This window comes from Polaromonas sp. (genome assembly GCF_012927455.1).
Taxonomy (GTDB): Bacteria; Pseudomonadota; Gammaproteobacteria; order Burkholderiales; family Burkholderiaceae_C; genus Polaromonas.
Genome location: NZ_JABBPE010000002.1, coordinates 717,440 through 735,759 on the forward strand (window position 1 = coordinate 717,440; position 18,320 = coordinate 735,759).

The 18,320-nt window shown below is 60.8% G+C and carries 16 protein-coding genes; 11 read left to right on the plus strand and 5 right to left on the minus strand.

Annotation, left to right across the window (positions count from 1 at the left end):
• The first annotated feature begins 158 nt into the window (after positions 1–158).
• Entirely contained in the window at positions 159–449 is a 291-nt protein-coding gene (locus HHJ18_RS03965) for a PIN domain-containing protein (protein ID WP_296911920.1), read from the plus strand.
• 179 nt (positions 450–628) lie between these two features.
• Positions 629–1,843 carry an MFS transporter gene (locus HHJ18_RS03970; protein WP_296911726.1) on the plus strand — a complete coding sequence of 405 codons (1,215 nt, stop codon included), beginning with the start codon at positions 629–631 and terminating at the stop codon, positions 1,841–1,843.
• Between the two features lie 132 nt (positions 1,844–1,975).
• On the opposite strand, the gene HHJ18_RS03975 is transcribed toward HHJ18_RS03970, so the two are convergent.
• Together HHJ18_RS03975 and murJ are read right to left on the minus strand one after the other, a co-directional pair.
• Positions 1,976–2,830: a tetratricopeptide repeat protein gene (locus tag HHJ18_RS03975; RefSeq protein ID WP_296911728.1), complete on the minus strand. Its 855-nt coding sequence runs from the start codon at positions 2,828–2,830 to the stop codon at positions 1,976–1,978.
• An 80-nt stretch (positions 2,831–2,910) separates the two neighbouring features.
• Positions 2,911–4,476 (minus strand): murein biosynthesis integral membrane protein MurJ, encoded by a 1,566-nt coding sequence (murJ, locus tag HHJ18_RS03980; protein WP_296911729.1) that lies wholly within the window; start codon positions 4,474–4,476, stop codon positions 2,911–2,913.
• A 366-nt stretch (positions 4,477–4,842) separates the two neighbouring features.
• Here murJ and HHJ18_RS03985 point away from each other — a divergent pair, with 366 nt between their 5' ends.
• From HHJ18_RS03985 to rpsT, 5 genes are all read left to right on the plus strand, one after another.
• Positions 4,843–6,963 (plus strand): TonB-dependent receptor, encoded by a 2,121-nt coding sequence (locus HHJ18_RS03985; RefSeq protein WP_296911731.1) that lies wholly within the window; start codon positions 4,843–4,845, stop codon positions 6,961–6,963.
• Positions 6,964–7,027: 64 nt separating this feature from the next.
• Complete coding sequence (locus HHJ18_RS03990; protein WP_296911733.1) at positions 7,028–7,558, plus strand: ankyrin repeat domain-containing protein; 531 nt, start codon at positions 7,028–7,030, stop codon at positions 7,556–7,558.
• Between the two features lie 15 nt (positions 7,559–7,573).
• The gene (locus HHJ18_RS03995) at positions 7,574–8,131 is read left to right on the plus strand and encodes a cytochrome b (RefSeq protein ID WP_296911735.1); all 558 of its coding nucleotides are present in this window, start codon (positions 7,574–7,576) and stop codon (positions 8,129–8,131) included.
• 38 nt (positions 8,132–8,169) lie between these two features.
• Positions 8,170–9,117, plus strand: coding sequence for a beta-propeller fold lactonase family protein (locus HHJ18_RS04000; protein ID WP_296911737.1), 948 nt, complete (start codon positions 8,170–8,172; stop codon positions 9,115–9,117).
• A gap of 196 nt (positions 9,118–9,313) precedes the next feature.
• The gene (gene rpsT, locus HHJ18_RS04005; RefSeq protein WP_296911740.1) at positions 9,314–9,631 is read left to right on the plus strand and encodes a 30S ribosomal protein S20; all 318 of its coding nucleotides are present in this window, start codon (positions 9,314–9,316) and stop codon (positions 9,629–9,631) included.
• A 123-nt stretch (positions 9,632–9,754) separates the two neighbouring features.
• On the opposite strand, the gene HHJ18_RS04010 is transcribed toward rpsT, so the two are convergent.
• Positions 9,755–10,072 carry a DUF3579 domain-containing protein gene (locus HHJ18_RS04010; protein WP_296911922.1) on the minus strand — a complete coding sequence of 106 codons (318 nt, stop codon included), beginning with the start codon at positions 10,070–10,072 and terminating at the stop codon, positions 9,755–9,757.
• A 247-nt stretch (positions 10,073–10,319) separates the two neighbouring features.
• Between HHJ18_RS04010 and HHJ18_RS04015 the strand changes: the two genes are divergently transcribed.
• Both HHJ18_RS04015 and argF read left to right on the plus strand, forming a co-directional pair.
• On the plus strand, positions 10,320–11,534 hold the full coding sequence (locus HHJ18_RS04015; protein WP_296911742.1) for an aspartate aminotransferase family protein: 1,215 nt from the start codon (positions 10,320–10,322) through the stop codon (positions 11,532–11,534).
• A gap of 8 nt (positions 11,535–11,542) precedes the next feature.
• Complete coding sequence (gene argF / locus HHJ18_RS04020; protein ID WP_296911924.1) at positions 11,543–12,472, plus strand: ornithine carbamoyltransferase; 930 nt, start codon at positions 11,543–11,545, stop codon at positions 12,470–12,472.
• A gap of 39 nt (positions 12,473–12,511) precedes the next feature.
• Here the strand turns inward: argF and HHJ18_RS04025 are convergent, their stop codons facing one another.
• Positions 12,512–14,464 carry a sigma-54-dependent Fis family transcriptional regulator gene (locus HHJ18_RS04025; RefSeq protein ID WP_296911744.1) on the minus strand — a complete coding sequence of 651 codons (1,953 nt, stop codon included), beginning with the start codon at positions 14,462–14,464 and terminating at the stop codon, positions 12,512–12,514.
• Between the two features lie 350 nt (positions 14,465–14,814).
• Here HHJ18_RS04025 and adh point away from each other — a divergent pair, with 350 nt between their 5' ends.
• Positions 14,815–16,335: an aldehyde dehydrogenase gene (gene adh, locus HHJ18_RS04030; RefSeq protein ID WP_296911746.1), complete on the plus strand. Its 1,521-nt coding sequence runs from the start codon at positions 14,815–14,817 to the stop codon at positions 16,333–16,335.
• A 90-nt stretch (positions 16,336–16,425) separates the two neighbouring features.
• Positions 16,426–17,577, plus strand: coding sequence for an L-threonine dehydrogenase (gene yiaY, locus HHJ18_RS04035; protein WP_296911748.1), 1,152 nt, complete (start codon positions 16,426–16,428; stop codon positions 17,575–17,577).
• A 247-nt stretch (positions 17,578–17,824) separates the two neighbouring features.
• Here yiaY and HHJ18_RS04040 read toward each other — a convergent pair whose 3' ends face one another.
• On the minus strand, positions 17,825–18,277 hold the full coding sequence (locus tag HHJ18_RS04040; RefSeq protein ID WP_296911750.1) for an SgcJ/EcaC family oxidoreductase: 453 nt from the start codon (positions 18,275–18,277) through the stop codon (positions 17,825–17,827).
• Positions 18,278–18,320 lie beyond the last annotated feature (43 nt).

An 18,320-nucleotide genomic window follows, 5' to 3' on the forward strand; every position in this document is an offset into this window, starting at 1 on the left:
GTTTCCAATGAAAAATACTTTTGGCCATGGAGGGTCTTTCTGGTGCAACTACAGCAGTAGATTCAATCAAAAATACCTATTTATCGTTTTCTAAACGGTACGCGAATCTTGTCATCCAATGTCGCGTTGATAGGTAAGACTGCTGCTGTCCGAAGACACTGTATGTCCCGATCACCGTGATGCTGGAGTTGGAGTGGGTTTTGCGTTCAAATTTCGGCTTCGACAAAAACCAGATCAGCTCCGCCATGTCCAGCCTTTTGGCGTCAGTGGAACTGACTTTTGAATCTGAAGCTGCCGCAGAGGTGGCACTTGCCTTGTATCAACGCAACAAAGCGGATTTTGCAGACTGCGTTCATGTAGCTCTTGCACACGCCGCAGGTGAAGGCCCGTTGTGGACGTTTGACCGCGCCGCGTCAAAACTTGATGGCGCCAACATGCTGGCGTCGTGAAAGCGTACAAGCGTACCGTTCGAGTCAACCGATTTACGGCTATGTTTACGACTATATGCATGACCCGCAACATCTTCATCACGCCAAAAATTCTGGCCTTGCTCTCCAAGCTGAACAAAAATTCATAGTCCACCACCGGGTGCTCATGGCCGACTGACCAGCCCGTTCGATAATCCCCCATGCCCCAAGCTTCCAGCGCCACACAGCGCCTCCCCCCCGCCATCTGGGCGCTCGGCTTTGTCAGCCTGCTGATGGACATTTCTTCCGAGATGATCCACAGCCTGCTGCCGGTCTTCATGGTGACGGTGCTGGGCACCAGCATGTGGGCGGTCGGCTTGATTGAAGGCGCTGCCGAGGCGACGGCGCTCATCGTCAAGGTGTTCTCTGGCGTGCTGAGCGACTACTGGGGCAAGCGCAAGCCGCTGGCGCTTCTGGGCTACGGCCTGGGCGCGGCCTCCAAACCGCTTTTTGCGCTGGCCACCACTACCGGCCTGGTACTGGCGGCCCGCCTGATAGACCGCGTTGGCAAGGGCCTGCGCGGCGCCCCGCGCGATGCGCTGGTGGCCGACCTGGCGCCGCCCGGCATGCGCGGCGCGGCCTTCGGGCTGCGCCAGTCGCTCGACACGGTGGGCGCCTTCGTCGGCCCGTTGATCGCCATGGGCCTGATGCTGGCGTGGGCCAACGACTTCCGGGCGATTTTTTGGGTGGCGATTATTCCCGGCGTGCTGTCGGTGGCGCTGCTGCTGTTTGGCGTGCAAGAGCCCGCGCCAGCCCAGCGCAGCCCTGGCGCGGCGCGCCCCAACCCAATCAGCAAAGCCAATCTGCGGCGCCTGAGCGCGCCGTACTGGCGCGTCGTGGTGATAGGCGCGGTGTTCACGCTGGCGCGCTTCAGCGAGGCGTTTTTGTTGCTGCGCGCCCTGCAGGGCGGCCTGCCGCTGGCGTACACGCCGCTGGTGCTGATCGGCATGAACGTGGTCTACGCACTGGGTGCTTACCCCTTCGGCAAGCTGTCGGACCGGGTCAGCCACAGCGCGCTGCTGGCCTGGGGGCTGGCGGTGCTGATCGCCGCTGATCTGCTGCTGGCCTTTAGCGACCACTGGGGCTGGCCGGGCGCGGCGGTGGTGGCCGGCATTGCCCTGTGGGGGCTGCACATGGCGATGACGCAAGGCCTGCTCGCCACCATGGTGGCCGATGCCGCGCCGGCGGACCTGCGCGGCACCGCCTTCGGCTTTTTCAACCTGGTCAGCGGCCTGGCGATGCTGCTGGCCAGCACGCTGGCCGGCGTGCTGTGGGACCAATTCGGCGCCCCGGTGACCTTCGGCGCCGGCGCTGCCTTGAGCCTGGGCGCGCTGGCGTTGCTGGGGCTGTGGCGCCGGGCTTTGCTGCAGCGCTGACCACCGGCGACTGGGCGCATCGCCTGGCCACGGTTGCTTTGATTATGCTATTAAAATAATAGCTGCTTGCGCCCGTATTCATTGGGCTAGCGGCACTTTTTATCACTTTTTCTAGGTTGAGAGCGGCCTCGGCTAGGCAATCCCGCCTTGGCGCAGCTCGGCGAGTCGACCGGCCACCGCATCGATGTCCAGCGCATCTTCGGCATGTTCCAGGTAAACCTCCAGATCGGCCACCGCGCGCGCCACCTCGTCTTGCGCCGCCCAGGCCAGACCGCGGTCGCGGTACTCGGGCCAGGCATTGGGCTGCAGCACGATCAGGCGGTCCTGCACGGCAATCAGGCGGGGCCAGTCTTCCTGCGTCTGGTGAATTTCCTTCAGATTGCGCAGCATGCGGCTGATGATGTCGCGCGGCAGCGCCGATTGCAGGTACAGGCCCATGGGCACTTCAAACTCATCGACCATGCCACTGCGTTGACGAAAGGGTTCGAGCCGCTCGGCCAGTTCTTCGCGGCTCAAGGACTGGCCGCTGAACGGATCAATCACCACCTGGCCTTTGGGCAGGTTGACTTTGACCATGAAATGCCCGGGAAAAGCCACGCCGCGCGCGTTCAGGCCCAGCCCCAGGGCCAGCTCCAGCCACAACACCGCCAGCGTGATGGGAATGCCGCGGCGCGTGCGCAGCACCGCGTTGACGTAGCTGTTGTCGGGGTCGTAGAAATCATTGACGTTGCCGCCAAAGCTCAGGTCGTGAAAGAAAAACTGGTTGAGCGCGCGCAGCCGCTGCAGCGCCGGGGCGTCGGCCGGCAGCCGCCGTTTCAGGCGGGCCAGCAGCTGATCCACGTCGCCCAGCACCTGCTGCACATCAAGCTCGGGGTATTCGTCCTGGGCCAGGCAGATGGCAGCTTCCAGTAGAGGGAAATGCTCATCACTTTGCACCAGACTGGAAAAATACTGCAGCGGGGACGGTATATCCAGATTTAATTGCATGACGCTACTTTCTCACAAACCGGCGCACCCGGCGAATCAAAACCAGCCCTTGACCGGCGCGGCTTGCCCTGCCAGTTTAATCAACCCCGCAGCAGCTGTCTCAGCTTCAGGCCGGAAACCCACAATGCTACAAAATAGATAGCTGCTGACGCAAAAAGAACAAGGGCGAGCAGCCAAATCCTTTGCAAATACTGGCCTCGAAGGCTGATCCAGTTGACGCTGCCTGAGGCCCACAGCAAAAACACCGCCAGCAGCGCGCTGGCAGCCACCACCTGCAGGCCAAACACGCCCCAGCCCGGCGCCGGCTGGTAGCTGCCGCGCCGCATCAGGCCAACCAGCAGCCACAGCGCATTGATGAGCGCGCCAATGCCGATGGCCAGCGCCAGCCCGGCGTGCTGAAAAATCGGTACCAGCGCCAGATTGAGCAACTGCGTGATGACCAGCACCACCACGGCAATGCGCACCGGCGTGCGAATGTCCTGACTGGCGTAAAAACCCGGCGCCAGCACTTTGATGGCGACCAGGCCGAGCAGGCCGGCGCCGTAGCCCATCAGCGCCGTGGTGGTCTGCTGCACGTCGCGGTCGGTAAATGCGCCATAGTGGTAGAGCGTGGCCACCAGCGGCTGGGCAAACGTCAGCAGCGCCACCGCGCAGGGCACGGCCAGCAGCACCACGATGCGCAGGCCCCAGTCCAGCATGGCCGAGTATTTGGCGGCGTCGCCAGCGGCTTTGGCGGCGGCCAGCTGCGGCATCAGCACCACCCCGATGGCCACGCCCAGCATGGCGGTCGGAAACTCCATCAGGCGGTCGGCGTAGGTCAGCCAGCTGACGCTGCCGGGCGTCAGGTGCGAGGCGATCTGCGTATTGATCAGCAGCGAAATCTGCGCCACGCTGACCCCGAGCAATGCCGGAACCATCAGTTTTGCTATGCTTTTTGTAGCTGGGTCGGTCCATGCTGCCTTGACCAGCCCCCAACTTAGTCCAATTTTTGGGAGCAGGCCAAGCCCCAGCAAGGCCGGCACCTGCACCGCCAGTTGCAGGATGCCGCCCAGCATCACGCCTGCGCCCAGCGCGTACACCGGTTCAATACCCAGCGACTGGAACCAGGGCGCACCTAGCCAGGCCGCGCCAATCATGGCCAGATTGAGCAGCACAGGCGTCGCCGCCGGCACCGCAAAGTGCCGCCAGGTATTGAGCACGCCCGAAGACAGCGCCACCAGCGACATAAAGCCGATGTAAGGAAACATCCAGCGCGTCATGAAGACGGCGGCCTCAAAACCGCGCGGTTCCTGTTTCAGGCCGCTGGCCATGGCCCAGACCAGCAGCGGCGCCGCCACCACGCCGGCCACACAGGTCAGCAGCAAGGCCCAGCTCAGAAGCGTCGCGACCCGGTCAATCAGCAGTTTGGTGGCGGCCTCGCCGTGTTGAGCCTTGCTGGCCGCCAGCGCCGGAACAAAAGCCTGACTGAAGGCGCCCTCGGCAAACAGCCGCCGAAACAGGTTGGGAATGCGAAAGGCAACGTTGAAGGCGTCAGTCATGGCGCTGGCGCCAAAGGTCGAGGCAATCAGCAGTTCTCGCACCAATCCGGTGATTCGGGAAGCCAGGGTAAGCAGGGAGACGGTGGAGGCGGCTTTGAAAAGTGACACAGCAGGAGTTTATGCGCTGGCGTGAAAGCCAAGGTTTGCGCCCGAGAGCGCCGGAGCGATTACGGCTAGACAAAAAGCTCCGTTTCATTTTGAGAAAAGTTGGCTAAAGGGCAGCAAAAACCCTCTGACTGCGGCCCGCGCTTAAGCGCTAATCTCTTTGAGGCTGTCAGTCTCCGGTCAAAAACCCAGGCCGCAGGCTTCCGGTGCAAAGCGCATCAGTGGACCAAAAAAAAATTGTTTCAAGTAGTACCTTTAAACCACTTTTTAGCCAAGAAATGCGTGTAAATAAACACTTTTTGCCATGCGAAGCTCGCTGTAACGCACGACAGCGACTCCCTTCCCAAAGCACCCAACTCAACCTTTGACATGCTCACTTTCTTTTCAATAACCGAACTTGCCTCTACCTCCCATGCAAACCGGCGCTTTTCACTGAATCGAATTGGCCAGGCCTGTGCCGTGCTGTTTGCCGGCACCCTGTGCATCAGCCTGGCACATGCGCAGTCCGGGGCCACCAAGCAGCTAGAAGAAGTTGTCGTCAGCGGCAGCCGAACCGAGCAGCGACGCTTCGATGCGCCGGGTGCCATCGACTCGGTGTCGGTCGACCCGTTTCGCACCGCCTCACCGCTGGTCAATTTGTCGGAGCTGATGGGCGCGGTACCTGGCCTGCAAATTCGCGACCGTCAAAACTTTGCGCAGGATTTGCAGTTGTCGGTGCGCGGCTTCGGCACGCGCTCGACTTTCGGCGTGCGTGGCGTGCGCCTGTTGATCGACGGCATTCCAGCCACCATGCCGGACGGCCAGGGCCAGGCGGCAACGGCCAGCCTGACCTCGGCCAAACGCATCGAACTTCTGCGCGGGCCGATCGCGCAGTTGTATGGCAATGCAGCGGGCGGTGTGCTGCAGGTTTTTACCAAAGACCCGCCGATCACGCCAAACAAGCCTGAATACAGCCTGTCCGCTGGCGCCGGTTCGGATGGCCAGCGCCATTACGCCGCCGGCCTAGGCGGCGGCAGCGACACGCTGGGCGGCGTGCTGGACGTCTCGCGCTATTCAACCGACGGTTTTCGCGACCACAGCGCAGCGCGGCGCGAGCAGCTCAATGCCAAAGTCCTCGTCAAACCGTCGAGCAACACCACCCTCACCGGCATCATCAACCTGTTCGACCAGCCACTGGCGCAGGACCCGGGTGGCCTGACGCGCGCGCAGTTTGAGCAGAACCCGCGCCAGGTGGTGCCGCAAGTGAACACCTTCAACACGCGCAAAACCATAAAGCAGCAGCAGGCTGGCCTGGTGATAGAACACAAACTGTCCGCTGCCGACACCCTTAATGCGCGCGTCTATGGCGGCGCACGCAAAATCGACCAGAAACTGGCTTTCGGGCCCAACGGCGTGGTGAACCTGGACCGCGACTATGGCGGCGTCGGCGCCAGTTGGACGCATGCCACGCAGGTCAATGCGCTGCCGCTGCGCTGGACCGTCGGCGTCGAAGCCGACCGCATGAAAGAAACCCGAAAGGGCTTTGACAACATCCTGGGCAACAACGGCGCGCTGCGCCGCAATGAAGACGACAGCGCGCGCAACACCGATGTGTTCGGCCAGATCGACTGGACCTTCACGCCAGACTGGCAAGCCATTGCTGGCGTGCGCGCCAGCCGGGTGCGCTTCAATTTCGACGACCGCCTCAACACAGGAGCCAGCGACACCAGCGGCGCTGTTGAATACCGAAATACCAGCCCGGTCGTCGGTCTGGTGTGGCATGCCGCTGAAACATTGAATGTGTATGCCAACCTGGGCACCGGTTTTGAAACCCCGACGCTCGCCGAAAGCGCCAATCGTCCGACCAACCCGCCCGGACCCAATCTCAACTTGAAACCGTCCAAAAGCACGCAAGGCGAAATCGGCGTGAAGCTGCGCAGCGGCCGACACAGCTTTGACGCCGCATTGTTCGAAGCCAGAAGCAAAGACGAGATCGTGACGTCGCAGTCCTTCGGTGGCCGCGCGGTATTTCAGAATGCCGATAGCACCCGTCGACGTGGCGTTGAAGCGTCGTGGTCGGCGAATTGGCCGGGCATAGCCACGCGCATGGGCTACACGCTGCTCGATGCGCAGTTCCGCTCGCCCTACGTCGGCGCGCAGGGCGCGGTGCCTGCGGGCAATCGCTTGCCCGGCGCACCCAAGCACAGCCTGTTTGCCGATGTGGAAGGCAGCGTAATGCAAGCCGTCAAGGCGGGGCTGGAAATGCGACTCGAAAGCAAGGCGTATGTGAATGACCTCAACAGTGACGCCGCGCCGGGCTACGCGGTCTTCAATGCACGCGTCGCCCAAGAATTCCTGTTCGGCGGTGCCAAGATGGTGCTGTACGGGCGCATCGACAACCTGTTTGGGAAGCGCTATGCCGGGTCGGTGATTGTCAATGATGCCAATGGCCGCTTTTTTGAACCGGCGCCGGGCCGGCGGTTTTTTGTTGGCGTCCGGACCATGTTTTAGGGCATTGCGGTACTGAGCCGTGATACCGCACAAGCGTCAAGTTGGCGTAGTTTCTGGAGACCTCATGACCATGATGAAGGCATTGAAGTGCGGCTTTTTGCTGGTACCAGCCGGCTGCGCCATCGCCCCGGCATTTGCGCAAAAGGGCGCGGACCAGATTAACGTCAACAGCCAGTTTGTTTTGGCCGCCAAGGCGGGACGGGCAGATCGTGTCACAGCGTTGCTAGCCTACGGTGCAGTGGTCAACTCGCGTGACCGCAGTGGCGACTCAGCGCTCAACATGGCGGCAAGCAAGGGCAACGAGGCGCACACTAGTTGGGCTCTTTTGGCGCTTACAACGGCCAACGCACAAGACATCGAGACTGGCCGCGCCAAGGCCCAGGCCTGCGCTGCTTGCTACGGCGCTGACGGCAATTCGCCAGCCGGCAATTTTCCCAATCTGGCAGGTCCGACCTGGCGCCACATCTACGTTCAGCTCAAGGACTTCAAGGAGGGCGGCCGCACCAATGATGCCGGCAATGTGACCAGTGTGGCGCAAACGCTGAATGAAGCCGATATTGAAAATCTGGCGCATTGCACCACCAGCTTGCGTTAAGACCAAGGCCTCAGCATGGACCAACGCTACACCCGCACGGCAATGACGCTGCACTGGCTTATCGCGATCTTGCTGCTAAGCCAATTTGCTTTTGGCTGGTACCTTAACGACATTCCACGCGGCGTTCCGGCGCGCGGCTATTTCGTCAATCTGCATAAGAGCAGCGGCATGCTGATCGCTGTGCTCATTGTGATGCGCCTAGTTTGGCGCCTGTCGCACAAGCCGCCACCCTTACCGGACACGCTGCCGCGCTGGCAGCAACGCGCCGCTGCGGCGAGCCACAACTTGCTGTATGTGCTGATGCTGCTTATGCCGCTATCGGGTTACCTGGGATCCAACTTCAGCAAACACGGGGTGAATTTCTTCAACTTGGTCAAACTCGCGCCATGGGGCCCCGACAACAAGCTGGTGTACACCCTCTTTAACCAGACGCACCTGATCAGCTCGTGGCTGCTGCTGGCGCTGGTGATGCTGCATGTGGCTGCCGCGCTCAAGCATTTGTTCGTCGATCACGACACTATTTTCTCGCGCATGTGGCCGCGCCGCTTTTCTTTTCGCTTTTTAGGCCACTGACAAGGCCTTTTCACTCCCCGCAACTCCAAAGGATATTTATGATCAATCGCACGTATTTTCTGCATCTTGCTGTGGCGGGGCTGGCATCTTTGTCGACCTTTGCGGTCGCCGCACCGTTTGCCTACGTTCCCAACGAGGGATCGGGCACGGTGTCGGTGATAGATACCGCCAACGATGAGGTGGTGGCAGACATCCCCGTGGGAAAAAAGCCGCGCGGACTTGCCGTCAGCGGCAACTGGCTGTATGTCAGCGACCAGCCTAACAACCGCTTGCAGATGGTGAACCTGCAACAACGCAAGGCGGCTGGAGTCATCGCGCTTGGCGAGTCGCCTGAAGGCGTGTATGCCTCGCCCGACGGCCGCTGGATGGCTGTCGCGATTGAAGAAAGCAACGATGTGGCGATTGCCGATACGCAGACCAACAAGGTTGCTTTTACTATCAAGGTGAAGGGCCGCAATCCAGAGCATGCAGTCTTCAGCCCCGATGGCAAGAAACTGTTCGTCAGCGCCGAAGATGGCGGCGCGGTTGATATCGTCGACTTCACGACCCGCAAACAGGTGGCCCAGATACCGGTGGGCGCCCGTCCTCGCGGCATCGGATTTTTGCCGGACAGCAGCCGGGCCTATGTCGCGACAGAAAACAGCAACGAGGTCTATGTCATCGACGCGGTCAACAACAAGCTCATCACCCACATCAAGGCCGGCCAGCGCGCCAACGGTGTCACGGTGCATCCGGACGGCAGCCGCGTGTATATCTCCAACGGCGGCGAAGGCAGCGTATCAGTCATCAATACGGCGGACAACAATATCGTTGCAACCATCCCGGTAGGCCAGCGTCCATGGAATATGGCGATCACCCCGGACGGCAAGAAGCTTTATGTAGCCAATGGCCGCTCCAACAGCGTCTCGGTCATCGATACCGTGCAGAACGTTAAAGTGCGCGACGTGGATGTCGGCAAGCTGCCGTGGGGCGTCGTCATCAAGTAATGCGGCCCATGCGGGCCGGTCTACACCATCTATCTGCCGGCGCACACCTTTTATGCGAGACGCCGGCGACCGACGGCAACGACCAGGCCTCGCACACCTGTTGGCGACGCGCCGGCTGCAGCTTTAGCCTGTCGTATAATCGTGGGCTTTGCTAGCATCATCCACAGACTCCTCCCAGGATTAAAGGAAACTCCCCATGGCTACTGCCAAACCCAAGAAAAAAAACCCCCGCCTCGCGTCAGGCCGTAAACGCGTCCGCCAGGACGTCAAACTCAACGCCGCGAACACCTCGCTGCGCTCCAAATACCGTACCGCCGTAAAAAACGTCGAAAAAGCCGTTGCAAGCGGTGACAAAGTCAAAGCCATGGAGTCTTTTGCCAAGGCTCAGAGCGTTGTGGACATGGTTGCCGACAAAGGCATCTTCCACAAGAACAAGGCAGCGCGCGACAAGAGCCGGCTTTCAACCAAGGTGAAAGCCCTGGCATTGAAAGTTGTCGAACCCAAGGCAGCCTAAGCATTTAGGCAAACCGCCCGGACTGGATTTAAAAAAATACAGTCCGCCGTTTTGTAGGGTGCGCTGCAGCAAAGTAAAAAACCGCCTTCTGGCGGTTTTTTTACGTCCGTACTCAATAGCCGATCAAGGCCTGGGCAACTCGGGGAGCAGGCAGGCTTCAGCCATCTGCAGATCGTTGTCTTTGGCAAAATTGATGGCGAAATCCCAGGCCATGGGTTCGGCGTCGCGCAATTCGGCGTTGACGACCACGCACTTGACGCCGTCGATGACCGTGGGAACGCACCAAGGCGAATACGTCAGGTGGCTGCCGGGCTGCGGCCCGCCCGGGCGGAACTGGCTCATGACGCCGCACAACCGGTCAGCCCAATCACTGGGGCGGAAGGTTTTGCCTTGGCGGGTGATGCCCTGAATGAAGACTTCTTTAACGGTGGTGGAGACCATCTGGTAGAGGGTTTTTCGCGTGCCAGAGGCGGGGGTTTTGCCCATGCTGCACTGCACAAGTATTATATCTTATATAAGACTCAACCTATCCTTTCTCGGTGCTCCTGCCGTCTGAATGCCACGCGCCAAGCGCAACGCTGTGATGCGCCATCGTCACCAAAGGCCGAGTGGTCTGCGCCTAAAATCACATCAGACCCGCCCGCTTTGTAGCGGCCTTTCGTTTTTAGCCATGCCCGGAGTTTTCCCCATGACCGCTGCCCTTCCGCCCCATATCGAAGCCGCCTCCCCCCATGTGATGAACACCTACGGGCGTTTGCCGATCGCGCTGTCGCATGGCCAGGGTTGCCGCGTTTGGGACGTCAATGGCAAGTCTTACCTGGATGCGCTGGGCGGCATTGCCGTCAACACAGTCGGCCATAACCACCCCAAACTGGTTGCAGCCCTGCGCGACCAGATCGGCAAGATCATTCACAGTTCCAACTACTACCATGTACCGCTGCAGGAAACGCTGGCGGCCAAGCTGGTCGAGCTGTCCGGGCTGGAGAACGTGTTTTTCTGCTCGACCGGACTGGAAGCCAACGAAGCGGCGCTGAAACTGGCGCGCAAGTTCGGCCATGACAAAGGCATCGAAAAGCCCGAGATTGTGGTTTACGAGAAAGCCTTTCACGGCCGCAGTATTGCCACCCTCAGCGCCACCGGAAATCCCAAGGTTCAGGCCGGCTTTGGCCCGCTGGTCGAGGGGTTTATCCGCGTGCCACTTAATGATATGGAGGCATTACGAACCGCCACCGTCGGCAACCCCAACGTGGTCGCGGTATTTTTTGAAGCCATTCAGGGCGAAGGCGGCGTCAACAGCATGACCATCGAATACCTGCAGCAGGCGCGCAAGCTATGCGACGAACGCGACTGGCTGCTGATGATTGACGAGGTGCAGTGCGGCATGGGCCGTACTGGCAAATGGTTTGCGCACCAGTGGGCGGACATCTTGCCTGACGTGATGCCGCTGGCCAAAGGACTGGGCTCCGGCGTGCCGATCGGCGCGGTGGTGGCCGGCCCCAAAGCCGCCCATATCTTTGGCCCAGGCAACCACGGCTCCACCTTTGGCGGCAATCCGCTCGCCATGCGGGCCGGTGTGGAAACCATCCGCATCATGGAAGAAGAAGGCTTGCTGGCCAATGCCGTCAAAGTCGGCGAGCATTTGCGGGCAGCGCTGACCCGCGAGCTGGCCGGCGTGACCGGCTTCAAGGAAATCCGCGGCCGCGGCCTGATGCTGGGGCTAGAACTGGCCAAGCCTTGCGGCGCACTGGTCGGCCGCGCCGCCGAAAATGGTTTGCTGATCAGCGTCACGGCTGACAGCGTAGTCCGCATGGTGCCTTCGCTCATCATGACGACGGCCGAAGCCGATGAAGTCGTGGCTATTTTGTGCCCCCTCATCAAACAATTGCTGCAAGAAGGCGCATGACTATGAGCATGACCAGCGCCCCAACACCGCTCAAGCACTACCTTCAGTTCAGCGACCTGAATGCCGAGGAATATGCCTACCTGTTCGAGCGGGCCGCACACATCAAGAAAAAATTCAAGGCCTACGAAAAACATCAGCCGCTGATTGACCGCACGCTGGTCATGATTTTTGAGAAGGCTTCAACTCGCACCCGCGTGAGTTTTGAAGCTGGCATGTACCAGTTGGGCGGCACGGTCGTCAATCTCACCACCGAAGGCAGCCAGCTGGGCCGCGCCGAGCCAATTGAAGACAGCGCCAAGGTCATCAGCCGCATGGTGGATCTCGTGATGATCCGCACCTTCGAGCAGACCAAGATCGAGCGGTTTGCCGAACACTCGCGCGTACCCGTCATCAACGGCCTGACCAATGAATTTCACCCCTGTCAGATTCTGGCCGACATCTTTACCTATATAGAGCACCGCGGCTCCATCGCTGGCAAGACGGTGGCCTGGGTGGGCGACGGCAACAACATGGCCAACACCTGGCTCCAGGCCAGCGAAATCCTCGGCTTCAAGGTGCACCTCAGCACACCCGGTGGCTACGAGGTGGACCAGTCGATCGCAGGCATTCGCTCGGCCGAAAGCTACCAGGTGTTCAAGGACCCGATGCAGGCCTGCGCCGGCGCCGACCTGGTCACGACCGACGTCTGGACCAGCATGGGCTACGAGGCCGAGAACGAAGCGCGCAAAAAAGCCTTCACCGACTGGTGCGTGGATGCCGAGATGATGCGCGCCGCCAAGCCCGACGCCCTTTTCATGCACTGCCTGCCCGCGCACCGTGGAGAAGAAGTCCAAGCCGAGGTGATTGACGGTCCGCAGTCGGTGGTATGGGACGAAGCGGAGAACCGCATGCATGCGCAAAAAGCACTGATGGAGTATTTGCTGCTGGGTCGTCAGTAGAGTCCTGCGCCTGCCACAGACCCACCCCGCTCACGCGGATCAGTCTCGCAGCCTGCGATAAAGCGTATTGCGGCTGATCCCCAGGCTGCGGGCGGCTTCTGACAGATTGCCCTCGCAGGCGCTGACAGTACGCGCAACGGTCAGGCGTGATGAGGTGCGCAAGTCGGGCGCTACAACGTCAGCGAAGTCGCCCCTGCGCTTCACAGCGAGCGCAGCCGGGGCTTGCAGCGCCAGCACCAGGTCGTCGGGCAGATGGCCCCAGCCGATCACTGCTTCATGGCTATCGAGCAACGCGCACGCGGTACGCAGCGCGTTGGCCAGCTGCCGCATGTTGCCGGGCCAGCGATAAGTGTGAAAGACCGCCAGCAAATCCGGGCTGATGGTCACCCTGCGCTCGGGGACAAGCTGCTGCAACTCGCGCGCCAGCAACTGGTCCAGATCTAAGCGTTGATGCAACGCGGGCAGCTGCAGCGTCAGGCCATTGAGCCGGTAGTACAAATCTTCACGGAAGCGTCCGGCCAGCATTTCAGCGGGCAGGTTGCGGTGGGTGGCGCAAACCAGCGCAAAATCCACCGCCACCGGCTTGCCGCCACCCAGCGGCAGCACCTGGCGGTCTTGCAGCACACGCAGCAGCCGCGCCTGCAAAGACAGCGGCATATCGCCGATTTCATCAAGAAATAGCGTGCCACCATGCGCTTCGCGGATGCGGCCCGGTGCGCCCTCGCGTCTGGCGCCGGTGAAGGCGCCGCCCAAATAGCCAAACAGCTCGGCCTCAATCAGGTTTTCAGGCAGCGCTGCGCAGTTGACGGCCACGAAGGGCTGCGCGTGGCGCGGCCCGCTACTGTGCAGGGCCTGCGCAAATAGCTCTTTGCCCACGCCAGATTCGCCCTGCAGCAGCAGTGCAATCGGCTTGCCCATGACTTTGCGGGCTCGCGCGATAGCGGCGTGCAACACCGCATCGCCGATGTCCAGCGCAGCCAGTGCGTCGGCCGCTTCAGCCGCAGGCGGGGGCGCCACCGGCTTACGCGGCGGCGCATAGGCAACGTGCCCAGCTTCTACCCGCATCCAGACGGCCTGCCCCGAGCGCAGGTGCACCATGCGCGGAATGTGGGAAGAGCGCTGGCACCAGTCGAGCAGTTGTGTCAGCGGTTCAAGCAGCACGCTATCCAGCCGCGTCTGCGCCAAGTCGTGCCAGCCCAGGCCAAGCAGGTCCAGCGCGGTGCGGTTGGCGCCTGCCAGCAAGCCGTCTTCGCGCACCGCCAGCAGGCCTTCGGTCACGGTACCCAGGCCTTCAGGCTGTGCATGAAAGCGCAACCGCAAGCCACCCCATCGGCGCAGGTCGTGTCGGGTGTCAAACAGCCGGTGCTCAATCATCCGCGCCGCGGAACGCACCAGCCCCAGGGTATGGCGGTGGTAGCACCGGTGGTCGCCCGACAAGTCCAGCGCGCCCAGCAGGCTGCCCATCGGGTCGTGGATGGGCGCGGCGGCGCAGGTCAAAAAACTATTGCGCTCCAGGTAATGCTCGTCGGCGTGCACGACCACTGCACAGTCGTCGGTCAGCGCGGTACCAATCGCGTTGGTGCCGCGGTACTGTTCGTGCCAGCTGGCACCAGGGCGCAACGCCACCCTTTCCGCCCGGTTAACAAACTGAAGATCGCCCGCAGCATGCAGCAGCATGCCATCGGTCCCGGCCAGAATAACCATGCTGTCGGTGCCCCGGGTCTGCTCGAAGACGAAATCCATCACCGGCAGGGCATGCTCCACCAGTTCGCGCTGCAGCTCCAGCGCTCGCGCCAACTGGGCACCAGAGGCGTGCGGTGCACCCGGCAAGCGGCCGCAAGGTTGCAAGCCCGACTCCCAGCTGCGCAACCATGAGCGCGCCAGCTCAGGCTGGATCAGGTCAGCAGGCAAGCTGCCGCGGTTCAGCAACTGGCGGCGCGCTTCGCGCAACTGGCTCGGCACAGGTCGTTCCTGCAGGGCTGGAGGGGGCATTGAACTCCTGATAATTCGGTGCGTGAGATGGGCGCGCAATCCCGGCCTTGCCACGCTGGCATTGCCATGTCGGCAGTGGCGGTAGGTTTTCCATTGTGCGCCAACCGGCTAATCCGGCCGAAAAAACCGCCGACCTGTTCCGTTTCGACACAGCCTGTGTCAGCCACTGGCACAGCGTTTATCCCCTGAATGGCTGCCAAAACGCCCAATGCCGGAGTGCTTATGCAGATATTGTGGGATTTCCGGTTGAAACTGCCGGCTGGCATACCCCGTGCAAACAGGCGGCGCTGAAACCCACCACCGGCAGAGTGGGCGGCTTCCTTCCTAGTCACTAATCCACAGGAGACAACATGCTCTACGCCACCCCCGGTTCCCCCGGAGCCCAAATCACTTTCAAATCGCGCTACGACAATTTCATAGGCGGCAAGTTTGTCGCCCCGGTGCAAGGCGCTTACTTCGACGTCATCACGCCCATCACCGGCAGGCGTTTCACCCAGGCAGCCCGCTCGACCGCCGAGGACATCGAACTGGCGCTCGACGCCGCGCACGCCGCATCGGGTAAATGGGGCAAGACACCAGCGGCGGAGCGCGCCAACGTGCTGCTCAAAATTGCCGACCGCATCGAGCAAAACCTCGAACTGCTGGCTTACGCCGAAACCGTCGACAACGGCAAGGCCATTCGCGAAACCCTGAACGCCGACATTCCGCTGACAGCCGACCACTTCCGTTACTTTGCCGGCTGCCTGCGCGCCCAGGAAGGAAGCCTGAGCGAAATTGATGGCGACACCATCGCCTACCATTTCCATGAACCGCTGGGCGTGGTCGGCCAGATCATTCCGTGGAACTTCCCGATCTTGATGGCGGCCTGGAAGCTGGCGCCCGCCATTGCCGCCGGCAACTGCGTGGTGCTCAAGCCCGCAGAATCGACGCCCGTCTCCATCCTGATTCTGGCCGAGTTGATTGCCGATATCCTGCCGCCTGGCGTGCTCAACATCGTCAACGGCTATGGCCGCGAAGCCGGCATGGCGCTGGCCACCAGCAAGCGCATCGCCAAGATCGCCTTCACCGGCTCCACCGCGACAGGCCGTGTGATTGCGCAAGCGGCCGCCAACAACCTGATCCCGGCCACGCTAGAACTCGGCGGCAAATCGCCCAACATCTTTTTTGCCGACATCGCCAAGGCCGACGACGACTTCTTCGACAAGGCGATTGAAGGCTTGGTGCTGTTCGCCTTCAACCAGGGTGAAGTCTGCACCTGCCCTTCACGCGCGCTGATCCAGGAATCGGTGTATGACCAGTTCATGGAACGCGCTCTGGCCCGCGTCAAGGCCATCAAGCAGGGCAGTCCGCTCGATACCGACAGCATGATGGGCGCGCAGGCGTCGATGGAGCAGATGAAAAAAATCGAGTCCTATCTGGCGATTGGCAAGCAGGAAGGCGCGCAATTGTTGATCGGCGGCGAGCGCGCCCAGTTGCCCGGCGAGCTGGCCGACGGCTATTACATCCAGCCCACGCTGTTCAAGGGCCACAACAAGATGCGCATCTTCCAGGAAGAAATCTTTGGCCCGGTGCTGGCCGTAACTACCTTCAAGGACGAAGCCGAAGCGTTGGCGATTGCCAACGACACGCCGTACGGCCTGGGCGCCGGCGTATGGACGCGCGACGGCAGCACCGCCTACCGCATGGGCCGCGCCATCCAGGCCGGCCGCATCTGGACCAACTGCTACCACGCCTACCCGGCCCACGCCACCTTCGGCGGTTACAAGGAATCGGGCATTGGCCGCGAAACCCACAAGGTCATGCTTGACCATTACCAGCAAACCAAGAACCTGCTGGTCAGCTACAGCCCGAAGGCGCTTGGCTTCTTCTGACTTGTAAACAATTTCATCTTTCGCGGCAAGGCAAAACCCACGCGTCTTGCCCACCCTCCTTTTACGCACATCAACCGAGATTTTTCATTTATGACCACCACGACATTTTTTATTCCCGCCGTCAACATGATGGGCAACGGCTGCCTTGACGAGGCCATTCTGGCTATTCGCGGCTACGGCTTTCGCCATGCCCTGATCGTCACCGACGCCGGACTCAGCCGTGCGGGGGTGGCGCTCAAGGTCGCAAAGCTGCTTGAGCGCCAGGACATCGAATCCACCATTTTTGATGGTGCCCAGCCCAATCCCACGGTGGGCAACGTCGAGGCCGGGCTGGCGATGCTGTCCAGCAGAAACTGTGACTGCGTGATTTCCCTGGGTGGCGGATCACCGCACGATTGCGCCAAAGGCATCGCGCTGGTCGCTTCCAATGGCGGAAAGATCAGTGATTACGAAGGCGTTGACAAATCGGCCAAGCCGCAGCTGCCGCTGATTGCGATCAACACCACGGCCGGCACCGCCAGCGAGATGACGCGTTTTTGCATCATCACCGACGAAACCCGCCACATCAAGATGGCCATCGTCGACCGCAATGTCACGCCGCTGCTGTCGGTCAACGATCCGTCCCTGATGCTGGCCAAGCCACCGGCACTCACCGCCGCTACCGGCATGGACGCGCTGACGCATGCCGTCGAGGCCTATCTTTCCACCGCCGCCACGCCAATTACCGATGCCTGCGCGCTCAAAGCGGTGGTCATGATTTCGGACAACCTGCGCAAGGCGGTGAGCCATGGCGACGATATCCACGCGCGCGAACAGATGGCCTACGCACAGTTCCTGGCCGGCATGGCGTTCAACAACGCTTCGCTGGGCTATGTGCACGCCATGGCGCACCAGCTAGGCGGTTTTTACAATCTGCCACACGGGGTGTGCAATGCCATGCTGCTGCCGCACGTCGAGGCCTTCAACGCCAGTGTCGTTGCCGAACGTCTGGGTGATATTGCGAAAGCAATGGGCGTGGATGTGAGCGGCATGGCCGCAGCACAGGCCGCCGAAAGCTGCCTGGCGGCGATTCGCCAATTGGCGGCTGATGTCAAGATTCCGAGCGGCCTCGCCCAACTCGGAGTGCGCGACGAAGACATCCCATTGCTGGCTACCAACGCACTGAAGGATGCCTGCGGTTTGACCAACCCGCGTCCGGCGAGCCAGGCTGAGATCGAAGCGATTTTCCGTCTGGCTATGTAGTTGAGGTTGCGGGTTGTGTTGCTTTCGGCCGCGAAACGGCTCTGGGTAGCGCAACCTTCTGTTGAGTATTAAAAATGGCTGTAGCCCAATGAATTTTGGCCAGAGCCAGATTTACAAAAACAATCCAGTATTGTTCAATACTGGCAGGCATAGACGAAATCACCGGCGGCAAGCGCTGACGGGACTATATTTCATCACCGCCATGACCGCGAGGAGCAATGGGTCCGACTCGACCGCTGGCGCCGGCTCAGACTTTCTCCGGCATGGCAGATGAGTGGTGATGCGAAATCAGCCATCCACCATTTTGATAAGAATAGATGTAGGAAAAGCGCGCTGCAACCTCGCTGCCATCTTTCATCTTGAAGGTGTAGGTACCAACATCGCTGGCCGTGTTGCATCCGACTTTAATAGTGCGTGAATTGATAGTGCCTTCAGGCGCGCTCTTAAGGAACTTGGTGAAATAGTTCAACCGGTCCTCCTGTGTCAGGCGCGGCTGGTTTTGCACAGTTGCAAGCAATACCGCATCTGTCGCGTAATTGGCCACGACTCGATTGGCATCCAAGGTTTTGAGCGAAGCGTTCCATCGGTCAAACAATCCTGCGATTTGCTTTTCATCTGCCGATGCGCAGGTTTGCGTGGTCTGCGCAAAAGCACTTGTTGCTGCGACGAGTGTGAACAAAGCAATGACGTGTTTTTTCATGGTATCGATCTTTCAGGTGAAACTTGTACAGGTTTTCTAATCG